This window comes from Chelativorans sp. YIM 93263, from assembly GCF_028767125.1.
In the GTDB taxonomy this organism is placed as follows: Bacteria; Pseudomonadota; Alphaproteobacteria; order Rhizobiales; family Rhizobiaceae; genus Chelativorans.
Window position 1 is genome coordinate 82,260 of record NZ_JAKCWP010000001.1, and the last position, 21,347, is coordinate 103,606.

The following is a 21,347-nucleotide window of genomic DNA, read 5'->3' on the forward strand; positions in this document are numbered from 1 at the left end:
GCGCGGGAAACTATGCGCGCGGATGCGCCCGGTCGTAGATCTCCAGAAGACGGCTCGTGTCGACGGCCGTATAGGTCTGGGTTGTCGAAAGACTGGCGTGACCGAGCAATTCCTGAATAGAGCGAAGATCCCCGCCGCGTGCGAGAAGATGGGTCGCAAAGGAATGGCGCAAGGCATGCGGCGTCGCCGTATCGGGCAGATTGAGCGCAGCGCGCATCTTCTTCATCTCGCGCTGGATGATCGCCGGCTGCAGGGCACCGCCGCGCGCACCGCGAAAGAACGGGCCATCGCCCTTGAGATGGTAAGGACAAAGGCGCCGATATTCCGCCACTGCTTGGGACACTACGGGAAGGACCGGCACGACGCGCGTCTTGCCGCCCTTGCCTTTGACGCGCAGCATGCCCTCGGCGAGGGTGGCGGCATCCGCTCCGGACAGGCCGAGCGCCTCGCCAATGCGCAAGCCCGAGCCATAGAGCAATGCAAGAACGGCCGCATTGCGCGCCGCAATCCACGGCTCTTCTGCAAGTTGGCCCTCTCCCGACGAAACGCGGCGGGCGTCACTCGCTGTCAACGGCTTGGGAAGCCCCTTCTGCGCGCGCGGCGAGCGCAGAGCGCCCGCGCCGGCGGCATTCGCCAGGCCGCGACGTTCCAGAAACCTCAGGAGGGAGCGCACTCCGGCCAACCCCCGCCCCAGCGAGCGGGCGCCGGCTCCAGCGTTGCGCCGCCAGGCCAGAAAGCCGCGCAGATCCGCTGGCCTTAAATCGGCAATATCCTCCAGCCCCGGTGGCCCGCCTCCATGGCCGGTCAGAAATTGGAGAAACTGCCGCGTATCGCGCTCGTAAGCTTCGAGCGTACGCTCCGCCAGCCGCCTTTCATCACGCAACGAGCGCAGCCAGTCGTCACGCGCCTTCTGGAGATCGGCTTTGGCTGGGATAAGAAACTCTTCAGACATGAGCGTAACCCTTGAACACGTCCACTCTCATCCCGGTTAGGTTAGCATCGGGTGAACTTGGATCAGCCACCCTCGACCTCTTCGCGCAGCATCTCCAGTTCCAGCCATTCCTCTTCCAGACGTCCGCGCTCGTCGCGTTTAACATCGAGCTCTTTCGTAAAACGGGAGAAGGCGTTCGCATCGCGCGCATACAGACCGGGATCGGCAAGCCTCGCTTCAAGCTGCGTGATCTCATCCGTCAGTTCCTCGATCCGGCCCGGCAGGGTCTCAAGCGCGAATTTCTGCTTATACGAGAGCTTCTGGCTGCCCTGCTTGGGCGCGCGGCCGCGTCCCTGTCCTTTCGGTGTAGTGGCCTGATCGGCCGCCGGACGCGTCTTGCGCCGCTCCAGCGCCTCGCCTTTACGCTGCGCCATCATATCCGAATAGCCGCCGGCATACACAGTCCAGCGTCCGTTGCCTTCCGGCGCGATGGTGCTCGTCACCGTGCGGTCGAGAAAATCGCGGTCGTGACTGACGAGCAGCACGGTGCCGGGGAAGCCTTCCACCAATTCCTGCAGGAGATCGAGCGTTTCCATGTCGAGGTCGTTGGTCGGTTCGTCCAGCACCAGGAGGTTGGCCGGGCTTGAAAGCAGCCGCGCCAGGATAAGTCGCGCCCGCTCGCCCCCGGACAGTTCCCGGATCGGCGTGCGCGCCTGTTCGGGCTGATAGAGAAAGTCCTTCATATAGGAGACGACGTGCCGTTCCTGCCCGTTTACGACGACGCTGTCGCCCCGCCCGTCGGTCAGAAAGTGGGCAAGCGTCTCGTCGGGATCGAGCGCGGCCCGGTTCTGGTCCAGCGTGGCCAGCTCGAGGTTGGCGCCAAGGCGGACATGCCCCGCATCGGGAGGCAGCGTTCCGATCAGCATCTTCAACAGCGTTGTTTTACCCGCTCCATTGGGACCGACCAGCCCGATCCGATCTCCGCGCAGGATGCGCATCGAGAAATCCTTCACGACGGTCAGATCGCCAAACCGCTTTTCAAGGCCCTTGGCCTCGATGACCAGCTTGCCCGACTCGGCAGCGTCGCTTGCCTTCATCGCGGCCACGCCCTCGGCCCCGCGATAGTTTCGGTGCTGCTCGCGCAACGACTGCAACTCGGAAAGGCGGCGGACATTGCGCTTACGCCGCGCAGTCACGCCATAACGCAGCCAGTGCTCCTCGCGCGCAATCTGGCGGCCGAGTTTCTGCTGTTCGCGCTCCTCCTCCTCCAAAAGCTTGTCGCGCCAATCCTCGAAATGAGAAAACCCCTTTTCGAGCCGACGCGTCACTCCCCGGTCGAGCCAGACGGTGGACCGGCTGACATTCTCCAGGAAGCGGCGGTCGTGCGAAATCGTGATCAGCGCCGAGGAGGAGCGCTGGAGCTCGCCCTCCAGCCATTCGATCGTGGCCAGATCCAGATGGTTGGTCGGCTCATCGAGCAGGAGAAGGTCCGGTTCCGGCGCGAGAACGCGTGCGAGCGCGGCGCGGCGCACCTCCCCGCCCGAAAGCGATCCAGGCGCCTCCTCGCCGGATAGCCCCAACCGGTCGAGCACCAGGGCGACGCGGTTTATATCGTCGGCCGGCCCAAGACCCGCCTCGACATAGGCGCGTACCGTGGAAAAGCCATGCCAATCGGGCGTTTGCGACAGGTACCGCATGGTCGTGTTCGGCTGGCGGAAAACCTCGCCGTCCTGCGGTTCAGCCAGGCCGGCGGCGATCTTCAGAAGCGTCGACTTGCCGGAGCCGTTCCGCCCGACCAGAGCGATCCGCTCACCCGGACCAATCATGAGGGAAGCACCTTGGAGCAGCGGTGTGCCGCCGAAGGTCAGGCGAATGTCTTCGAGTTTCAGAAGCGGCGGTGCCACGTCAGTTCGTACCTTCCGCAAGAAAGTCGGCAAAGAGCAGGGCTCGGCCCTGCTGGAGTGTGACGGCGAGCCGTCCCTGCACCTCGTTCGACATGGTCAAAGACGAGCCGAGCGGGACCTCGACCGCATCGAGCGGCCATTTTGCGCCCTCGACCGTCAGGCCCGACAGGTCGCTAATGACAAGAATGCTGAAAACGGTTCCCTCCGGATAATCGTAAACGTGGCGCTGTCCTTCAAGTATGGCACAGCCCTCCTGGCTACCACTGGTTAGCAGCGTGGGCACACCGTTCTCGGCGAGCCGTATCGCCTGAACCATATGCAGATAGGAATGGTCCGGACGCGAACCTCCAAACGCACCGATCAACACCAGCGAGGTCGCCCCGAGGCGGAGCGCGGCCTCAATGGCGATTTCGCCGTCGGTCTTGTCCTTCGCGGGAGGGAAAATCTCGCGCGGCACATGGGAAAAGTTCCGCGCCATTTCGTCCGGCACGGAATCGAAATCCCCCACCCACAGCTCAGGCTTGAGTTCCAGCACGGCAGCATGGCCGATTCCCACATCCGCCGCGATAACGCGTGTATCCGCGATCTGATGGTTGAGTTCTGGTGTCCGGCGGAGCTCGCCGCCGAGCAGAATGGAAAAACGGCTCATGGGCGCTCGCTTAGCACGGCCGGCAGGAAAGGCGAAAGGCCGATATCGAACCGGTGCGTCTCAGGCGACATCCAGCACGATTTTACCGATATGCGTGCCCTCCTCCATGCGTTCATGCGCCCGCCAGGCCTCTTCAAGCGGAAAAATCGTATCCATGACGGGCGCGACTTTACGCGTGGAGAGCAGTGGCCAGACGTTCGCCTCGAGCTGCGATGCGATGCGGCCCTTGAACTCCACCGAGCGCGGCCGCAGCGTGGATCCCGTATGGGTCAGGCGCTTCACCATCAGTTTGGAGAAATTGGCCTGGGCCTTTGCGCCCGAGAGGAAAGCGATCTGCACGATCCGCCCGTCCATCGCCGCGGCCTCGTAGTTGCGGTCGATATACTCGCCGCCCACCATGTCGAGGATAACATCGGCGCCGCGCCCGTCCGTCGCCTCCTTCACGGCCTGAACGAAATCCTCCTCGCGACAATTCACCGCACGCGCGGCACCCAATTCACAGCAACTATCGCATTTTTCCGCCGAGCCGGCCGTGGCGATCACCGTCGCGCCGAAAGCGTGCGCCAATTGAATCGCCGTGGTGCCAATGCCGGAAGAACCGCCGTGCACCAGCAAAGTCTCGCCTTGCGCAAGGCCCCCTCGCTCGAAGACATTGTGCCAAACCGTGAAAAAGGTCTCCGGCAGGGCTGCCGCTTGGGTGAAGGTAAAGCCGTTGGGGATCGGCAGCGCGTTGGATTCATGAACGCGGCAGAATTGCGCATAACCGCCGCCGGGCGAAAGTGCGGTCACCTGGTCGCCCAGTTGCCAGCGCTCGACACCCTTGCCAAGTGCCGCCACTTCCCCGGCCACCTCCAGCCCGGGCAGGTCCGATGCTCCCGGTGGCGGGGGATAAGCCCCCTTTCGCTGCGCGACGTCAGGCCGGTTCACACCCGCTGCCCGGACGTTGATCAGGATTTCGCCATCGCGCGGCATCGGCAAAGGCCGTTTCTCCGGCTTCAAAACCATGGGACCGCCATGCTCACTGATGCCGACGGCTGTCATCGTTTCAGGAAGACCTTGACCTTGCATCATGCGCCAATCCTTGTTGTTTTTGCTTCCATGTTTCCTTCAATCGGCCACAAACGGCCAATACCGGGCTTGCCTCGTGCCATGGGTTAGATAACGTCTTGACTGTTCACCAAGGAGTAACGGAATTGGCATGATGGAGGAAGAGACCGAATCAGGCCTGCCCGGCTATATCATCGGGCAGGAGCTTTCGACCCTTTCCGTCGAGGAATTGAATCAGGCCATTACGCTGTTGAAGGATGAGATCGCCCGGCTGGAACAGGCTCTCGGGACCAAGAAAGGAACCCGGGCCGCGGCGGAATCTTTCTTCCGGCGCGACTATGGCAGTTGAGATTCACGGCTGAACGAGGCGAAATGGTGTTTTTGAGAACCGGAGCGGAAAGTACATACGTGTACTTGAGCACCGGAGAAAGTGCCATTTGCAGTCCGTGCAGGCGTGAATATCAACAGGCATTAAAGTAAGCCCGCGCTAGCGGGGAATTGCAGGTGGGCGGACACAGCCATGCGCCGCCGCATGAGTTGGCAGAAAAGGTTATTCGTTTATGCTCTCTACCTTCGGGTCGATTCTGGCTCTACTATTGGGGACCGCCTTTCTTCTGACCGGCTCTGGCCTTTACGGCTTGCTTCTGCCACTGCGCGGGCAGTTGGAAGGCTTTACGCCAGCCGCCCTCGGCCTGCTCGGAACCGCCTGGGCGGGCGGTTTCATTGCCGGCTGTCTTGCCGGGCCACGACTCGTGCGCCGCGTCGGCCATGTGCGTGCCTTCGCCGCGTTTGCCGCAACCGGCGCAATCGTGACGCTCCTGAGCGGCATGTGGATCGATATACCGGCGTGGCTCGTCATGCGGGCGTTCAATGGTTTTGCCATGGCCGGGGCATTCATGGTCATCGAAAGCTGGCTCAACGAGCGCTCGACCAACGAGACGCGCGGAACCATCTTCGGCCTCTATATGATGGTGACCTATATCGCGATCACCGCGGGGCAAATGAGCGTTGCCCTGGGCGACGTATCAACCACTATCCTGTTCATGGTCACCGGAATCCTGTTCTGCCTCGCGCTTCTGCCGACTGCCGTTTCCGCTGCGGCGACACCGGCGCCGCTCGCGGATGTCTCCCTGCAACTCAGGAAGCTCTATATCAACTCACCCGTGGCAGCGATCGGGTGCCTACTCACCGGTGCCGCAAACGGAGCATGGGGTTCGCTCGGCCCGGTTTACGGCGCCGAAATCGGCATTTCCACCTTCCATATCGCTTTGATGATGAGCGTTCCCGTGATTGCAGGGGCGGCGGGTCAGCTTCCCGTCGGGCGCCTTTCGGACCGCACCGACCGCCGCTTCGTTCTGGCAAGCGCCGCCTTTATCTCAGCCCTGATCGGGGCGGCCATTTTCGTCACAGCGCCGCGCACCGGGTCTCTGGTCATCACAATGACCGCCTTTTATGGCCTGCTGTCGTACACGCTTTATTCCGTCGCGGTCGCGCACGCCAATGACCATGCTGCGCCCGAAGATTTTGCCAAGGTCTCCAGCGGCCTACTTCTGCTTTACGGCGTCGGGACAATGATTGGCCCCATTCTCGCAGGCACGGCCATGCACTTACTGCGACCGGAGAGCGTTTTTCTGGTAACGGCGCTCACGCATCTTTCCGTAGCCGGCTATGCAGTGCTGCGCATCCGGGCGCGCGCACCAGTCCCGCCGGACGAAAAGGAAGCCTTCACCACGCTTCCGGCGGAACGGGCTGCAACGCCGCAGTCGGCCATTCTCGATCCGCGCGGCGAACCCGAGGAGACGGACGAGGAACAACCGGAAGAAAAAGGCGAGGAATCGGAACCGGCACATTGACAAAGTCCGTGCCGGTTTTCAAACGAACCGCATAGAAGCCTGAATACTCGCGCAGTGCCCTTGCCGCCAGTCTATCCTGACATCAGGCTGCGAGTTCGGGATGGCGTTTCATCAAAGCCATACGCAGCTTTTCCAAGGCACGCGACTCGATCTGGCGCACGCGCTCCTTGGAAATCCCGAGCGTTGCTCCGAGCGCTTCCAGCGTAGCGCCATCTTCCGACAGGCGCCGCTCCCTCAGGATGGTCAGTTCGCGACCGTTCAGCGTGTCGAGCGCCTGATTGAGCCACTGCGCCCGGCGCTCACCGTCGATCGACTCGCCGGCGACCTCGTCGGGTGACGGCGCATCACAGATCAGCAGCTCAATCCGCTCCGATGCAGTATCGGTATCGTTTCTCAGCGAGGCATTCAGCGATGTATCCGAACCTGCCAGACGCGCATCCATCAACGCCACATCAGCCTCCGAAACGCGCAATGCCTGCGCCACCTCGCGGTAGACCTCTTCGCTCGGCTTTGCGCCGCCAGCCCGCTGCAGCTTAGTCCTCAACCGGCGCAGATTGAAGAAAAGGGCCTTCTGCGCTGAGCTCGTGCCGCCCCGTACGATAGACCAGTTACGCAGGATGTAGTCCTGCATGGAGGCGCGTATCCACCAGGTTGCATAGGTGGAAAAGCGGACCTCCCGCTCCGGATCGAAGCGCGCTGCCGCCTCAAGAAGACCGACGTGGCCTTCCTGAATAAGATCGCTCATGGAAAGGCCGAAATTGCGGAATCGTGCCGCCATGGCGATCACAAGGCGCATATGCGCCGTCGTAATACGATGAAGGGCTTTCTGATCCTGCCGTTCCTTCCAGCGGATGGCAAGCGCGTGCTCTTCCTCGCGCCCGAGATAGGGTGCTTTCATAGCCGCCTTGATCAATGCCCGCCTGGTATCCTGCTGCATCACGGGTGGCTCCCGGTTACGCCGTCAGCATCAAGCTGCCCGGATTAACCTACGCAGCTCCCAAAAGGTTCCACGGCACGTGCTGGCCAAAGCAGAGGCGAAGACACAAAAAAGCCCGGCTGCAAGCAGCCGGGCTTAATAGACACTGCAGCAAAGCTGGGTTTACGCAGCTTCTTCCTTGGCGCCGTCCTCATTGTCAGCCTTAGCGCCGCGGCGCGGGCCTTTGTTGAGATTGAGCTCGATCAGCTGGACCGCCTCGGTTTCCGACATGCTGTTCACGGCAGCGATCTCGCGCGCCATGCGATCGAGCGCGGCCTCATAAAGCTGACGCTCGGAATAAGACTGCTCGGGCTGGTGTTCGGCGCGGTAGAGATCGCGTACCACCTCGGAGATTGAAATGAGGTCACCGGAATTGATTTTCGCATCATATTCCTGCGCGCGACGCGACCACATGGTGCGCTTGACGCGGGCACGACCCTGGACGACTTTCAGCGCGCGATCGACATAATCCGTTTCGGACAGTTTCCGCATGCCGATGGAGGTCGCCTTGGCGACGGGCACCTTCAGCCGCATCTTGTCCTTCTGGAAATCAATGACGAACAGCTCCAGCTTGTGGCCGGCCATTTCCTGCTCTTCGATCGCGACGATCTGCCCAACCCCGTGCGCGGGGTACACAATGGACTCGCCCGTCTTGAAACCCTGTCTCTGACCCGATTTTTTCTGCTGGGTTGCCATACGCCCTATTACTCCTGTTCTTGTTGAGCGAAGAGTCCCGCTTTCACGCCTGCATCTGCTGCTACCCAAGCACGGGCGAGCTAAAGACAGAATTCCGAAAGCGCATTCGGCTCAACCCGTAAGATTCCTCCCCTGGCCAAGCCGCCCGGTCCAATGAGACCCCACCTTCTAGTGATTGATTAGCGCCATAGAAGACGACACCATCCGGCATATCCGCGCAACCTAGCAGAAAAAACCGAAAGAATCAAGTATTTGCTGCAACGCACACTCGCGGGGAAAGCTTGTTTCCCCGCTCCAATGACGCGGCATTGTGACGCGCGCGGCGCGCCTGTCCTTAGTCGCCTTCTCCCGGCTCGGCGGAGAAGTACTTCTCGAACTTGTCTTCTACCCCATCATAATCCTTAGCATCGGGCGGGGGTTCCTTCTTGGCGATAATATTTGGCCACTTTTCTGCATATTCCGTGTTGACCTGCAGCCATTTGTCGAGACCCGGCTCCGTATCCGGCTTGATTGCTTCGGCCGGGCATTCCGGCTCGCAGACACCGCAATCGATACATTCATCGGGATGGATGACGAGCATGTTCTCGCCTTCGTAGAAGCAATCGACCGGACAAACCTCAATGCAATCCATGTACTTGCATTTGATGCAGTTGTCGGTCACGACATAGGTCATTTCGGACTCCAAGCTGTCGGGTCAGAACACCATCGGCGGGTGAGGTAGCCCCTTTATCGCGTGCTGGCAAGGGTCGCATTTGCGCTGCCGGGGGCAGGAAGAGAACAGCTTTTCATCCGGCCATTCGACCGAGAGACTGTAGTGGACGTCGGCTGGCGCTACGCTGGCCAGATCCATAACAGCCTCGCGTCTAGATCGGCTCGCCGAAATCCGTACGCAACTTCCCGATTGCCCGCCTCTCCTTCTTGGTCGGCCGGCCTGCTCCCTGCGTTCGCAGGGGTGGTAATGCCGCCGTCTTGTCGGTTTCGGCCGGCGCCGGAGGGGTCAAGTCTTCATACAGAAGCCGCGCCTCGCTGGCCGGTCCGCGCCGGCTGCCCAGGTCGAGAACGCGATAGACCAACACGCGCCGATCGAGCGTGATGGTCAGCACATCGCCTTCCCGGACCTGTGAAGAGGCTTGATCGATTTTGCCGCGATTGACGCGGACACGCCCGGCCTGGGCCAGCTTTGCGGCAAGGGAACGCGATTTCACCACGCGGGCAAAGAACAGCCATTTATCAATGCGCTGGCATTCGCCCATCGCAATCCGCTTCTATTTCGTGAGCTGGTCTTTCAGCGCTGCAAGTTTTGCGAAGGGCGAATCGGGATCTATCTCCTGCCGCCGCTGCTCGCGCGGAGGCGGACCACCGGGCCGGCGTTCCTTTTTCTTCGGCCTCGGTCCCTTTTGTCGGCCGTCACCGGCGCTATGATGTGCGCCGGGCTTGGCTTCGGCCTTCCGTGCACCGTCCTGCTTTACACGCCGATGCGGCGGACGACGCCGCTCGAAACGGGCTTGCCTCCAGATCAGCACCGGTTTCGGTTCTTCCTCACCCTCGGCTTCGGCAGCACCATTGGTCTTGGGTTGGCTCACTTGGTCGGTGGTCGTGGCTGTTTGGGGCTCATCGACGTCGAGCGGTTGGGCCGGCCCCTTGTCCGTGGCAAGACCACCCGTCCCGGACGAAGGCGCAGCGGGTTCACCCTGCTCGGTGTTGGCCATGTCTACCGGTTCTTTCTCCGTGTCGGCTCGATCCGTGGCTTCCGGCGCAGAATTCCCAGTGTCTTCGGCAGGCTTTGCGGCCACACCATTGCCGGTTTCAGCGGAACTGGTTTCAAGGGCTTCAGCGTCCGGCTTGGCCCCATCGAAATCCGCGAGCTTCGCGCTCACCTCTTCCGCAGGTTTGGCTTCGGCCCTGTAGCCCAGACTCTTGAGTATGGACTCCATGTCGTCGGCGGTCGCACCCAGAATGGACATCATGGCCGGCGTGACGACAAAAGCATTTTCGCCGAAAGCGCCGTCAGGCCGACTGCCTTGACCGGGTTTCCAGGCAAGCGCCGGCCGGATGAGATCGGCCAGGCGTTCCAGAATATCCACCCGCACCGCACGCCGGCCGAGATTGCGAAAACCGGCCAGGCGATAAAACGCACGTTCGAAGGCAGGATCGGTCGCAATCGACGTGCGGCCTGCCGCGAGGGCATCCACCACATCGCCATGGCCGGGCTTGTCTTTGGCATCGTTCTTGAGCGCCCATAACAGGGTGGCAAGACCGGCCGGCGCTGGCTTGATCAACGCGGGTATAAAGATGTGATAGGCGCCGAAACGCACGCCGAAACGGCGCAAGGCGGCCCGTGCTTCCTGATCGAGCGCGCGCACTTCCTCGGCAACATCCCGGCGGTTCAACAGCCCGAAGTTCTCGGTCAGTTGGAACGCGAGGCCGCGCGCGATCCCGCTCAGGGTCTCGGCCTGCCGGAGATCGACGAGTGGCTTGAGGAGCGTTTCGATCTGATAATTCACGAAACGCTCGGCGCGTGCGGCGACTTTATCGCGCGCGGGACCGGTCAATTGCTCATCCGCCAGAAGAATAACCCGCGGCTTCAGCGCATCATCACTGCCCGTCAACGTGGCCACGGGCGCACCGAGCCAGCGCAACACACCGTCGGAGCCGATCGCAAGGTCGCCGTTCGGAGCAGAGGCGAAACGCCCGGCTCGAGCTTCGAACTCCGCTGCCAGGGCCTTCTGCGCAGCCGCCTTGACGGCGCGGGCATCCTCTCCCTCGGCGCTTTTATCCGCGGTGAAACGGAAACCCTGCATCTCGCCCACATGATGGCCCTCGACCAGGACCTCGCCCGCGGGACTAATTTCTGCTTCCGGCATTGCGTTCTCTCTCAGGCGCCTCATAAGCACGGATGTCCTGCGATCAACGAAGCGTTTCGTCAATCTTTCATGCAGCGCATCCGACAGTCTGTCTTCGATCTCGCGTGTTTTTTCCTGCCAGTGTGACGGATCGGCCAGCCATCCTGGCCGGTGGGAAACAAATGTCCAGGTGCGAATCTGGGCGATGCGGTGGGAAAGCGTATCAATCTCGCCCTCGGTGGATGCCGCGCGGTGGACCTGTGTGGCCACATAATCTTCATCTACATGGCCGTTGCGCACAAGATCAGCAAAAATTCCGCCGACGAGCTCCGCATGCTGGGCGGGCGCGATCTTGCGGTAGTCCGGCAGTGCACAGGCATCCCACAGGAGCCCGACACTGGCACGATCCATCGCCAGCGCACGGATTTCCTCATCGCTGGACAGGTGCTCCAGAACACGCAAATCAGCCGCCGGCAGGGCGCGCGTGAGGCCCTCCGCTGGCGGCGCGGTCTCAAGCGACCTCTTCAGCGCGTCAATGCTCGACAGGTCTATCCCCGCGGAACGCCACTGCAGCATCTTGACCGGCTCGAACTCGTGCGTCTCGATACGCTCCACCAGGGCGTCGGGAAGCGGATCGACCCGTCCCGTAACTCCGAACGTGCCATCGCGGACATGACGGCCGGCGCGCCCGGCGATCTGGCCGAGCTCGGCCGCCGAGAGCTCGCGGGTCTGAAAACCATCGAACTTGCGATTCTGCGCGAAGGCGACGTGATCGACGTCGAGATTGAGCCCCATGCCGATGGCGTCCGTGGCGACCAGATAATCCACATCTCCCGACTGGTAGAGATCGACCTGCGCATTGCGCGTACGCGGGCTCAACGCACCGAGCACGATCGCCGCACCACCGCGCTGACGGCGGATCAATTCGCCAATCGCGTAGACCTCGTCGGCAGAGAAGGCGACAACGGCGGAACGCCGCGGCAGACGGGTGATTTTCTTCGAGCCCGCATAGGTCAGCACCGACATTCGCGGCCGCGTGATGACCGAAATCCCCTTAAGCAGCTTTTCCAGTATGCCGCGCATCGTCGCCGCGCCGAGCAGCAACGTCTCCTGCCTCCCGCGCAGGCTCAAAAGCCGGTCGGTGAAAATGTGTCCGCGCTCTAAATCGGCGGCGAGTTGCACCTCGTCTATGGCAACAAAGGCCGCATCCGTCTCGCGCGGCATGGCTTCCACCGTGCACACGAAATAGCGTGCGCCGGGAGGCACGATTTTCTCCTCGCCGGTGATCAGCGCGACGTTGCTCTCGCCGACACGACTCACGACCCGGCTGTAGACCTCGCGCGCAAGGAGCCTGAGCGGAAGGCCGATCAAGCCTGATTCATGGGCCACCATGCGCTCGATGGCCAGATGTGTCTTACCGGTATTGGTCGGCCCGAGAACGGCCGTGACGCCACGCCCGTCCAGGGTGGTGCTGTCACTCTGCTTAAGCTGAATATTCATCCGTGGCTCGATCCACTCTCACGGAAGCTGTCGGAAGGTATTTGGAACCAAGAGCCTTATGCTTGCCTTGAGGTTTCGTTTTGCGAAGCCCTCGTCCTTGAATGATACCGGGCGGTTACGGGCGCACAGCAAAGGGCTGTCGGGGGCCGCTGCTCTAGGGGCGAATTCATGAAAGTCCTCCCAATCGAATTTGCACGGATCTGTGCCGCAGCGCAGCCCCCACGATCTTGAACACATATAGGTAGTCTCACCCGAAACGAAAGGTAAAAAAAGAGGCGATTTACAATCAGAACGAGTCTGGAACGAATCAGCGACGAATCGCTTACTCTTTTGGATTCATCTTTTGTTCCCCACAACATTTTGGTCAAACCGGACCTCAAGACCGAAATGCTGAATCGTCACCACATTGCTTGCACGCTAAACGCTTCACCGTGTCAACGCTTGTACGAGAGAGCATCGCCGCGTTCAGGCCGCTTTCGCCTAAGCTTAAGAATTCATTATCATTTCTGAACAGTGCGTTACCACTTGCCGTGCTTTAGAAGTGCCTGGATTAAGATTCCGCTCAAAACGGGAACGAATGGCAGACGAATCGGAAGGACCGCAATGTTTTCGTTCCGTTCCCTACCAGATATGGTATTATCCACAGGTTGCCAACAGATTGCCCACAGGCCTGCGACCGATTATACGTCCGTGCGTCGGAGTATTCTTAACCATTCCGTCCCATTTTGACGCAATCATCCTCGACGGCGTTTCGCGTGGGTTGCAGCTCAGCGCCGATCACGGTCGGCGCTGGTTGCTGACAAATATGCCTGGAATGGGCGGATCGCCTTCAGCGCTCCACGCACATGGCAACGCCCATACCACCACCGATGCAGAGTGTGACGATCCCTTTCTTCGCGTCACGGCGGCGCATTTCGTAAAGCAGCGTGTTCAGAACGCGGGCGCCGGACGCACCAATTGGATGGCCGATGGCGATAGCGCCGCCATTGACATTCACGATCTCGGGATCCCATCCCATGTCCTTGTTGACGGCGCAGGACTGGGCGGCGAAAGCCTCGTTTGCCTCGATCAGATCGAGATCGTCCACCCGCCAGCCGGCTTTTTCCAGAGCCCGGCGGGAGGCAGGGATCGGCCCCGTTCCCATAACCGCCGGGTCGACGCCTGCCGTCGCCCAGGAGACAATCCGCGCCAACGGTTCAATGCCGCGCCGCGCGGCCTCGTCCTCGCGCATCAGGGCTACGGCCGCGGCCCCGTCGTTGATGCCGGAGGCGCTGCCGGCCGTCACCGTTCCATCCTTTTCAAAGCTCGGGCGCAGTTTCTGCATCCCCTCGAGGGTGGCGCCGTGCCGGATGTACTCGTCCTCCTCGAACACCATTTCGCTCTTTCGGTTCTTGACGGTGATGGGGATGATTTCATCCTTGAACCTTCCGGCCTTCTGTGCGGCTTCGGCTTTGTGCTGGGACTGCAGAGCGAAGGCGTCCTGCTCCTCGCGCGTGATCCGAAAGGCTTTCGCTACATTCTCCGCCGTTACGCCCATGTGGTAGCCGTTGAAGGCGTCCCACAGACCATCACGGATCATCGTGTCGACCATTGCGAAATCGCCCATCTTCACGCCCGCGCGCAAATTTGCGCAATGCGGGGCAAGAGACATGCTCTCCTGTCCGCCCGCAACGATGATCTCCGCATCTCCACACAGGATCTGCTGCATACCAAGCGCCACGGCCCGAAGACCCGAGCCGCACACCTGGTTCAGCCCCCATGCCGTCGTCTCTTTCGGCAATCCGGCCTGGATGGCGGCTTGCCGCGCGGGATTCTGGCCCTGCCCGGCCGTCAGAACCTGCCCCAGAATGACCTCGTCTACCTCTTCGGCCTGGAGATTGGCCCGCTCCAGGACGGCCTTGATGACATCCGCCCCAAGGTCGTGGGCCGGTATTTGTGCCAGAGAGCCGTTGAAGGCGCCGACAGGCGTGCGTGCGGCTGCGGCAACGACGATCGCGCTGGAAGAAGGCATATCGATCTCCTATCTCATTCGACTCGGTAGAGCCGCAAAAGCTGTTCGGCGCTCGATGGTCCGAACGCGAAGTCAGTTCATTTGGTCCTTACCGGGCAGCGATTGTGGCCGTCAATTCCGTTGAAGCGATCCGCTGGCATGACCCGCCACGGAAAAGCGCTTTCATTTGCCGGGATTCTTCGCATATCCTGTCGCGATGCAGACCGTATCGTCCGGTCCCCAGTCATGCCAGGGAGTTTCGGTGATGCCCGCAAAAGACGAGCATGGCCCGGTGGTCATTAAGAAATACGCCAATCGCCGGCTCTACAATACCGGCACCAGCACGTATGTAACGTTGGAAGATCTGGCACAGATGGTCCGGCGCGGCGAGGAATTCGTCGTGCACGACGCGAAAACCGGCAACGATATTACCCACTCCATTCTGACACAGATCATCTTCGAACTGGAAAACGACAAGAACGGGCAGAAGATGCTGCCCGAAGCGTTCCTGCGTCAGCTCATCGCGTTTTATGGCGACCAAATGCAGATGGTTCTGCCGAGCTTTCTGGAGCAGTCCATGCGCGTTTTCGCCAAGGAGCAGGAGCGCATGCGCGAACAGATGCACAAGGCTTTCGGCACATCATCGATGGACGACATGATGCAGATCAGCGCGCCTATGAAATTGTTCGAGGAGCAGACACGGCGCAATCTCGAGCTGTTTCAGGACGCCATGCGCATGTTCACGGCGCCGCCCCGGACCAACGCCAATGGCGCCACGCAGGAACCCGAGCAAGGGCGCACCGAAAACGAGCCCGCCAATCAGAACGACCTTCAGGAGCTGCGCGAGCAGGTCGCCGCAATGCAGCGCAAGATTGATGCAATGACCAAGGGTTAGCAGCGCTTTTGAGCCGGCGGGAAAACCGGCTATACGAATGCTGGCGCGATAGTCGTCCAGAGAAGCTGGCGCACGAAGAAGATAATCAGCAATACGATGATGGGCGAGATGTCGATACCTCCCATATCCGGCAGGAGATTGCGGATCGGACGCAGGGCGGGCTCCGTCACCCGGAACAGAAAGTCTCCGATCATACCCACGAATTGGTTGCGCGGGTTCACGACGTTGAACGCGTAGAGCCAGGAAAAAATCGCTGAAGCGATAATGAACCACCAGTAAATGCTAAGTGCCATGTCTATGGTGCGAAAAAGCGCGAGCATGCCAGTCTCCCCAAATCTTCGCGACATGTAGCCACTGGCGCGCGGCACGGCAAGTCCCGAGCCTGTAACAGGTAAAGTGATGCTTGACAGTGACCGCCACCGCGACCTAAATGCGCGTCATTCCGGCGAAACGGGGCTGTAGCTCAGATGGGAGAGCGCATCGTTCGCAATGATGAGGTCAGGGGTTCGATTCCCCTCAGCTCCACCAGCCGGGCCGGCAAAGCGTAGACCCGGCCACACATACGGTTACCACATATCGGAGACATGGGTAACACTTCGACCCGAATGGATTGGAGAGGCTCCAGTCCGCACGTCCCATCGTCGAAATACCCTAATGGTGGCAGTGACGGCCTTCTTGGAAGGGGTGACGGAGTTCGGACCGTCCGCTAACCGGCGGTGGGCTGGCGCACGACGAAACAGACATTGTCGAGCGCTCCCGGTCAGGCTGGCCGATCGGCTCAGAGCCTGAACGGGAGCGGATAAATACTAGAAGACATGCTGGCACGTTTTGATAAGCAATCATTTGATGTAAAGGGCTACCTCGAACTATGAGGAAGCTCTTATAAAATCTCGCTCATTACACTTGCTTGATAATCCACACAAAACCGTCGTTGTTTACTTGGCTGGCATCACGAGGGCCCCATACGGCCGTGATTGCGCCAATCTGCCGAAACGTCAGATATTGAGCACGACCGAGACTGAGCAGGTGCCTGTCAACTCCGTCCCCGTCACGAAAAAAGTAGCTCGCTTCAGCACCCTTTTTCGCGATCGCATTAAAGCTGGGAGTCCGGTCGTCTGTGTGTATTTTTTCGCTCTCGTGCGTTAGAAATGCCCCGGTCTTTTTGTGGGTAAGACTGATTTCCTGGCCGATAGGAGGTATTCCCCTCAACTGCCAGATCACGTCAGGATTTTCTAAATCGTCGTGCAAAATACCGATTATCGATGTTGTTTCTCCATCGGAAATACTGTTATTTGAGACTCCCAGGCAATGTCCTGAAGATTCATTTATAACCATTACATCAAAAGGTTCGGATATATGAGCCATAATGTACCCTTCCATATATAGAATATTTAATTACACGAGTACGTTATTTTACTTTTCAGATTATATTGAAATACGTTGATAATTACATGTAATCAGAACTCCGGGTCACCGGCAGCTCAAGCTGGGCTCGCCCTCTTACGAACTGTGGATGGTGCAGCTTCCTGGCAGGGATGAACCGTGCTATGTGGCGTCGGAATATCGACTTGGTTCCGCCACCCCGATGTGTTGAACGAGGTTATTTTTGACCTGCTTGGCGAAGAGCTCCTCTCCGCCTGCACCACGCAAACTAACCGACTCTGATGTAATGGCACAAAAGAAGGCCCATGAGGTTGATTCCTGGCTCGCTCGACCGGATCGCGACATTTTTCTCGTCCTGATCTACGGGCCGGATCGCGGTCTCGTCTCCGAGCGTGCCAGGAGCTTTGCGCAAAAAACGGGCCTGCCGCTGGACGATCCCTTTTCCGTCGTCAGAATCGATGCTGCCGAGACCGATGAACCGGACCGGCTGCTGACCGAGGCTCGGACCGTACCAATGTTTGCCGACCGGCGGCTGGTCTGGGTGCGCGGTGCGGCCAATCAGCCGGCTGTCGTCGGGGCAATGAAATCTCTGCTCGCAGAACCGCCATCCGACTGCATACTGCTCATTGAGGCGGGTGATCTGAAGAAGGGGTCGGCGCTGCGCAGCGCCGTGGAGGGCGGCGCCGGCGCGATGGCACTGCCCTGCTACAGCGATGATGCGCGCAGCATTGATGCGGTGATCGATGACGTGCTTTCGAAGGAGAAGCTGACGATCGGGCTGGAAGCCCGGCAGATCCTGAAGGCGAATCTGGGCGGCGACCGCCTGGCCTCGCGCAGCGAACTGGAAAAGCTCGCGCTTTATTGCTCTGGAAGCGGCGAGGTGACGGCCGAGGATGTGCGTGCGGCGATCGGCGATGCATCAGGCGTGAACATGGATACCGCGATCGACGCGGTGTTCTGTGGCCGCATCTCCGAGTTCGACACGCTGTTCTCACGCCATGTCGCCGGCGGCAATCCTGCATTTCTGGTTCTTTCAGCCGCCTTGAGGAACGTTCAGGCCATGCAGATCATGCGCGAACAGGTGGAGAGCGGCAAAACGCCGGCCGCCGCTGTCGCGTCGGCGCGTCCGCCGGTTTTCTTCGCGCGTCGGCGGGCGGTGGAGCAGGCTTTGCAACGATGGACTCGCGCCAAGCTGCAGGCAGCAGGTGAGCGCCTGCAGGGTGCCATTTTGAAATCGCGCCAGCATCCTGCCATGGCCGTCTCTCTCAGCCGGCAGGCGCTTCTTGCCCTCGCCATAGAGGGGGCGCGGGCGGCGCGGTAACGCTCACAAATTTCTCAGCACTGGCGCCGCCTTGTGCCCCAGGACCCGCCAGGTGCCAATGAGCCCGAATCCGACCGTCAGTACGAGCGCGATCGCGACCGTCGAAAGCGCCACTTCCGGCAGGAAAGTCCAGGGCAGGGTCATGATGCGCGTGACCACGAACCATGCCGCCACACCGCCGGCAATGAGCGCGAATACGGCCGTAGCGAGACCGATCAGGAAATACTCGAGCGAAAAGGCGCGGATCAGCGTTCCCCGCGTGGCGCCCAGCGTCTTCAGCACGACGGCGTCGTGAATGCGGGCACGGTTGCCGGCCGCTAGTGCCCCGGAAAGCACTAGCACCGAGGCGATCAACGCGACAGCCGCAGCCGCCCGGATGGCCGCGGCAAGCTGGCCGACGAGGTCATTCACGATTTCCAGTGCGTCTTTCACCCTTACCGTCGTGATGGTCGGAAAACTCCGGGTTACCGCATTCAGCAGGCGTGATTCGTCTGCCGGAGCCGCCTCCGGATCGGTCAGCGTTGCAAGCCAGGCGTGCGGTGCACCGGCGAAGGTGTTGGGCGAAAAGACCATGACGAAATTCATCGCCAGCGTCTCCCACTCCACCTGGCGGAAGCTCGCGATGCGGGCCGTCACTTCCCGGCCGAGCACATTGACGGTCAGCGTGTCACCAAGCTCCAGGCCAAGCTCGCGTCCTTCCTCAGCCGTGAAGGAGACCAGCGGCTCGCCGTCATAATCGGGTGGCCACCATTCCCCTTCCGTAAGCGTGGAGTTCTCCGGCTGGTTTTGGGAATAGGTGATCCCGCGGTCGCCCCGCAGTACCCAGCCACCCTCCGGCGGGATATCCATATCCCGCACGTTGACGTCATTCAGCGCCGTTATGCGCCCGCGCAGCATCGGCACACGAATAAGTTTCCCTTCCGGTGCTTCCGTAGCCACGAGCTCGGTGAAATTCCCGATCTCGTCGGATTGGATGTCGACGAAAAAGAAATTCGGCGCCACTTCCGGAAGATTACCTGAAATCTGCTGACGCAGATTGCCGTCGATCAGCGCCAGCGTTGCAAGCAGCGTAAGCCCGAGGCCGAGCGCAAGGACGACAGAGGGGGTCAGCGCGCCGGGACGATGAATATTCCCGATGGCAAGCCTGAGCGCGGTGGATCGCACGCGCGGCGCGTGCCGTGCCATCGCCTGCACCGCCCAGCCGACTGCCCGCAGCACCAGAAAGGCCGCGACCGCCGCGCCCACGAAAATGGCCGCAATCCGCCGTTCCTCGGAATAGAATATGGCCAGAAATGCAAGACCGGCGGCAATGACCGCCGCAGCAACGATATAGAACAGACGCGGCCAGCCCTTTCCGTTAACGCCGATCTCGCGGAACAGCGCGGTCGCCGGCACGTCCCGAGCGCGCCCGAGCGGCAGAAGCGCAAAGGCGAGTGTGGTCAGTACGCCGAACAGGGCCGCCAACCCGAGCGCGCCGGGATAGATCCCCACATTGCTCGGCATGGGCAGAACGGATGCAAGCATCGCGCTTGCCCCAAATGGCATGAGAGCGCCGAGGACGAGACCTGCCGCGATGCCGACGAGCGCGATCACCAAGATCTGGATGAGATAAACCGTAACGACAAAGCCGCCGGAGGCGCCGAGGCTTTTGAAAGTGGCAATAACGGCGCGTTTGCCATCGAGATAGGCGCGTACGGCATTCGCCACGCCGACGCCGCCGACCACCAGCGCCGTCAGTCCGACAAGGGTGAGGAACTGGGAAAAGCGCTCGATGTTCGAGGCAAGCGCCGGGGCGGCATTGAACCGTGTGCGAATGCTCCAGCCGGCCTCCGGAAAGCGTTCACCTGCCTCCTCGCGCAATATGTTGATATCCGCTTCGCTCGTGCCTTCGTCGAGACGCAGCTTATAGACGTGCTCGACCATGCTGCCCGGCTGCACGAGGCTGGCCGCCTGCAAGCCGTCGAGCGAGATCATCAGCCGGGGGGCGAAACCGAAGCCCTCGGATATCGCATCCGGTTCGGTAACGAGCGCGGCCCGCAATTCGAAAGTTTGATCCCCGAGCATCAGCCGATCGCCAATGGCAAGATCGAGCCGGTCCATCAGCAACGGCGCTGCGATCGCGCCATAAGCACCTTCCCTTAGACGGAAAAGATCGCTGTGGGGAAGGGCGGGCTCGGTGACCAGTTCACCGAAGAGCGGATATCCCCCATCCACCGCCTTGGCCTCCACCAGCGCCTGGTCGGAACCGTCCGGCAGACGGGCCATGGAACGCATATTGGCGCTGACGGCCAACTCACCTAGACTCGAAAGCCAAGCCCTTTCATCCTCGTCCGCCTCGCGCTGATCAATCTCGAAGCGGATGTCAGCGCCGAGCAGTTCCTGTCCCTGTGTTTCCACCGCGCCGGTGATGGCGCGGGCGACGGAGTTCACGCCGCCGATGGCCGCAACACCGAGCGCGATGCAGGCGAGAAAGACGAAGAATCCGGAAAGACCGCCGCGCATTTCGCGCAGTGCAAAGCGAAAGGCGAGAACGGGTCCCGCACCACTTTGCCTCGTGCTTGGCTCTGCCTGGGAGAAGGAATTCGACTTATCCTCGGCGGTGGTGCCGTCGCTGCGGACCATGCGCCTCAACCCTCGACTACAGCATCGGCAATAGGCGTTTCGATGCGCCCTGAGCGCATCGCCACCTGCCGATCGCAGCGGGTTGCAAGGGAAAGGTCATGCGTAACCAGCACCAGTGTGGTCCCCCGCTCACGCGCCTTGGAGAAAAGAAGATCAGCGATCTGTCGTCCGGTGGCCTGGTCCAGATTGCCGGTCGGCTCGTCGGCGATCATGATCGCCGGGTCCGGCGCCAGCGAGCGGGCGATTGCCACCCGCTGTTGCTCGCCACCGGAAAGCTCGCCGGGATAGTGCGTCAAACGGTCTTTCAGGCCGACCGCATCGAGTTCCTTCCGTGCGACCGCGAAAGGATCGTCATGGCCGGTGAGCTCGAGCGGCACGGCGACGTTTTCCAGCGCCGTCATATTCGGAATGAGATGAAACGACTGGAAGACAATGCCGATCATGCGGCCGCGAAAAGCGGCAACGGCATCTTCGCCGAGCTGGTCGATGCGCTCCCCCGCGACGCGCACCGCGCCACTGTCAACCCGTTCGAGCCCGGCGATCACCATCAGGAGGGTGGATTTGCCAGACCCGGACGGGCCGACAATGGCCGTGGAATGGCCATGTTCGACCCTCAAACTGACATTCTTGAGCACATCTACGGAAGAAGGGCCTTCGCCAAGGCGCAGAGATACATTCTCGAGATCGATCACGGGTGTGGTCACGGGCGGGGCGTCCTATATGTGAAATATTGCGGG

Annotated in this window: 18 protein-coding genes and 1 tRNA gene; 5 read left to right on the forward strand and 14 right to left on the reverse strand. The window is 60.9% G+C overall.

Features of this window, described 5'->3' with window-relative positions; translation table 11 throughout:
* Window positions 1-10: 10 nt before the first annotated feature.
* The 4 genes from LY631_RS00415 to LY631_RS00430 form a co-directional block, all read right to left on the reverse strand.
* Window positions 11-952: a tyrosine recombinase XerC gene (locus tag LY631_RS00415; protein ID WP_274423139.1), complete on the reverse strand. Its 942-nt coding sequence runs from the start codon at window positions 950-952 to the stop codon at window positions 11-13.
* A gap of 62 nt (window positions 953-1,014) precedes the next feature.
* Window positions 1,015-2,835 (reverse strand): ABC-F family ATP-binding cassette domain-containing protein, encoded by a 1,821-nt coding sequence (locus LY631_RS00420; RefSeq protein ID WP_274423140.1) that lies wholly within the window; start codon window positions 2,833-2,835, stop codon window positions 1,015-1,017.
* 1 nt (window position 2,836) lies between these two features.
* Window positions 2,837-3,484 carry a thiamine diphosphokinase gene (locus tag LY631_RS00425; protein ID WP_274423141.1) on the reverse strand — a complete coding sequence of 216 codons (648 nt, stop codon included), beginning with the start codon at window positions 3,482-3,484 and terminating at the stop codon, window positions 2,837-2,839.
* Between the two features lie 60 nt (window positions 3,485-3,544).
* Complete coding sequence (locus LY631_RS00430) at window positions 3,545-4,552, reverse strand: NAD(P)H-quinone oxidoreductase (protein WP_274423859.1); 1,008 nt, start codon at window positions 4,550-4,552, stop codon at window positions 3,545-3,547.
* A gap of 130 nt (window positions 4,553-4,682) precedes the next feature.
* Between LY631_RS00430 and LY631_RS00435 the strand changes: the two genes are divergently transcribed.
* Window positions 4,683-4,880 carry a DUF1192 domain-containing protein gene (locus LY631_RS00435; protein ID WP_445082813.1) on the forward strand — a complete coding sequence of 66 codons (198 nt, stop codon included), beginning with the start codon at window positions 4,683-4,685 and terminating at the stop codon, window positions 4,878-4,880.
* A 211-nt stretch (window positions 4,881-5,091) separates the two neighbouring features.
* Window positions 5,092-6,384 carry an MFS transporter gene (locus LY631_RS00440; protein ID WP_274423142.1) on the forward strand — a complete coding sequence of 431 codons (1,293 nt, stop codon included), beginning with the start codon at window positions 5,092-5,094 and terminating at the stop codon, window positions 6,382-6,384.
* A gap of 82 nt (window positions 6,385-6,466) precedes the next feature.
* On the opposite strand, the gene LY631_RS00445 is transcribed toward LY631_RS00440, so the two are convergent.
* The 6 genes from LY631_RS00445 to LY631_RS00470 form a co-directional block, all read right to left on the reverse strand.
* A complete protein-coding gene (locus LY631_RS00445) occupies window positions 6,467-7,321 on the reverse strand; it encodes an RNA polymerase factor sigma-32 (protein ID WP_274423143.1) in 855 nt (284 codons plus the stop codon).
* A gap of 162 nt (window positions 7,322-7,483) precedes the next feature.
* Window positions 7,484-8,056, reverse strand: coding sequence for a CarD family transcriptional regulator (locus LY631_RS00450; RefSeq protein ID WP_274423144.1), 573 nt, complete (start codon window positions 8,054-8,056; stop codon window positions 7,484-7,486).
* A gap of 334 nt (window positions 8,057-8,390) precedes the next feature.
* A complete protein-coding gene (fdxA, locus tag LY631_RS00455) occupies window positions 8,391-8,729 on the reverse strand; it encodes a ferredoxin FdxA (protein ID WP_274423145.1) in 339 nt (112 codons plus the stop codon).
* A 190-nt stretch (window positions 8,730-8,919) separates the two neighbouring features.
* Window positions 8,920-9,309, reverse strand: a complete 390-nt coding sequence (locus LY631_RS00460; RefSeq protein ID WP_274423146.1) for an RNA-binding S4 domain-containing protein — start codon at window positions 9,307-9,309, stop codon at window positions 8,920-8,922.
* 12 nt (window positions 9,310-9,321) lie between these two features.
* Window positions 9,322-12,399, reverse strand: a complete 3,078-nt coding sequence (locus tag LY631_RS00465; protein WP_274423147.1) for a helicase-related protein — start codon at window positions 12,397-12,399, stop codon at window positions 9,322-9,324.
* 829 nt (window positions 12,400-13,228) lie between these two features.
* Window positions 13,229-14,410: an acetyl-CoA C-acetyltransferase gene (locus LY631_RS00470; protein ID WP_274423148.1), complete on the reverse strand. Its 1,182-nt coding sequence runs from the start codon at window positions 14,408-14,410 to the stop codon at window positions 13,229-13,231.
* A gap of 244 nt (window positions 14,411-14,654) precedes the next feature.
* On the opposite strand from LY631_RS00470, the gene phaR reads away from it, so the two are divergent.
* The gene (gene phaR / locus LY631_RS00475; protein ID WP_274423149.1) at window positions 14,655-15,284 is read left to right on the forward strand and encodes a polyhydroxyalkanoate synthesis repressor PhaR; all 630 of its coding nucleotides are present in this window, start codon (window positions 14,655-14,657) and stop codon (window positions 15,282-15,284) included.
* Between the two features lie 29 nt (window positions 15,285-15,313).
* On the opposite strand, the gene LY631_RS00480 is transcribed toward phaR, so the two are convergent.
* On the reverse strand, window positions 15,314-15,604 hold the full coding sequence (locus LY631_RS00480) for a YggT family protein (protein ID WP_274423150.1): 291 nt from the start codon (window positions 15,602-15,604) through the stop codon (window positions 15,314-15,316).
* Window positions 15,605-15,736: 132 nt separating this feature from the next.
* Here LY631_RS00480 and LY631_RS00485 point away from each other — a divergent pair.
* Window positions 15,737-15,812 (forward strand) — tRNA-Ala (locus LY631_RS00485).
* 369 nt (window positions 15,813-16,181) lie between these two features.
* Here LY631_RS00485 and LY631_RS00490 read toward each other — a convergent pair.
* Complete coding sequence (locus LY631_RS00490) at window positions 16,182-16,649, reverse strand: hypothetical protein (RefSeq protein WP_274423151.1); 468 nt, start codon at window positions 16,647-16,649, stop codon at window positions 16,182-16,184.
* Window positions 16,650-16,953: 304 nt separating this feature from the next.
* Here LY631_RS00490 and holA point away from each other — a divergent pair, with 304 nt between their 5' ends.
* The gene (holA, locus tag LY631_RS00495; RefSeq protein ID WP_274423152.1) at window positions 16,954-17,988 is read left to right on the forward strand and encodes a DNA polymerase III subunit delta; all 1,035 of its coding nucleotides are present in this window, start codon (window positions 16,954-16,956) and stop codon (window positions 17,986-17,988) included.
* 3 nt (window positions 17,989-17,991) lie between these two features.
* On the opposite strand, the gene LY631_RS00500 is transcribed toward holA, so the two are convergent.
* Window positions 17,992-20,490, reverse strand: a complete 2,499-nt coding sequence (locus LY631_RS00500) for an ABC transporter permease (RefSeq protein ID WP_274423861.1) — start codon at window positions 20,488-20,490, stop codon at window positions 17,992-17,994.
* Window positions 20,491-20,615: 125 nt separating this feature from the next.
* A complete protein-coding gene (locus LY631_RS00505; RefSeq protein WP_274423153.1) occupies window positions 20,616-21,314 on the reverse strand; it encodes an ABC transporter ATP-binding protein in 699 nt (232 codons plus the stop codon).
* Between the last annotated feature and the right edge of the window lie 33 nt (window positions 21,315-21,347).

Excerpts from the sequence above, each read along its gene's own strand:
- LY631_RS00500 (WP_274423861.1), bottom strand. The coding sequence starts at position 20,490 with ATGCGCGGCGGTCTTTCCGGATTCTTCGTCTTTCTCGCCTGCATCGCG.
- LY631_RS00445 (WP_274423143.1), bottom strand. The coding sequence starts at position 7,321 with ATGCAGCAGGATACCAGGCGGGCATTGATCAAGGCGGCTATGAAAGCA.
- LY631_RS00415 (WP_274423139.1), bottom strand. The coding sequence starts at position 952 with ATGTCTGAAGAGTTTCTTATCCCAGCCAAAGCCGATCTCCAGAAGGCG.
- LY631_RS00465 (WP_274423147.1), bottom strand. The coding sequence starts at position 12,399 with ATGAATATTCAGCTTAAGCAGAGTGACAGCACCACCCTGGACGGGCGT.
- LY631_RS00470 (WP_274423148.1), bottom strand. The coding sequence starts at position 14,410 with ATGCCTTCTTCCAGCGCGATCGTCGTTGCCGCAGCCGCACGCACGCCT.
- phaR (WP_274423149.1), top strand. The coding sequence starts at position 14,655 with ATGCCCGCAAAAGACGAGCATGGCCCGGTGGTCATTAAGAAATACGCC.
- LY631_RS00450 (WP_274423144.1), bottom strand. The coding sequence starts at position 8,056 with ATGGCAACCCAGCAGAAAAAATCGGGTCAGAGACAGGGTTTCAAGACG.
- LY631_RS00460 (WP_274423146.1), bottom strand. The coding sequence starts at position 9,309 with ATGGGCGAATGCCAGCGCATTGATAAATGGCTGTTCTTTGCCCGCGTG.
- LY631_RS00425 (WP_274423141.1), bottom strand. The coding sequence starts at position 3,484 with ATGAGCCGTTTTTCCATTCTGCTCGGCGGCGAGCTCCGCCGGACACCA.
- LY631_RS00435 (WP_445082813.1), top strand. The coding sequence starts at position 4,683 with ATGATGGAGGAAGAGACCGAATCAGGCCTGCCCGGCTATATCATCGGG.
- fdxA (WP_274423145.1), bottom strand. The coding sequence starts at position 8,729 with ATGACCTATGTCGTGACCGACAACTGCATCAAATGCAAGTACATGGAT.
- holA (WP_274423152.1), top strand. The coding sequence starts at position 16,954 with ATGGCACAAAAGAAGGCCCATGAGGTTGATTCCTGGCTCGCTCGACCG.
- LY631_RS00480 (WP_274423150.1), bottom strand. The coding sequence starts at position 15,604 with ATGCTCGCGCTTTTTCGCACCATAGACATGGCACTTAGCATTTACTGG.
- LY631_RS00430 (WP_274423859.1), bottom strand. The coding sequence starts at position 4,552 with ATGCAAGGTCAAGGTCTTCCTGAAACGATGACAGCCGTCGGCATCAGT.
- LY631_RS00440 (WP_274423142.1), top strand. The coding sequence starts at position 5,092 with ATGCTCTCTACCTTCGGGTCGATTCTGGCTCTACTATTGGGGACCGCC.
- LY631_RS00490 (WP_274423151.1), bottom strand. The coding sequence starts at position 16,649 with ATGGCTCATATATCCGAACCTTTTGATGTAATGGTTATAAATGAATCT.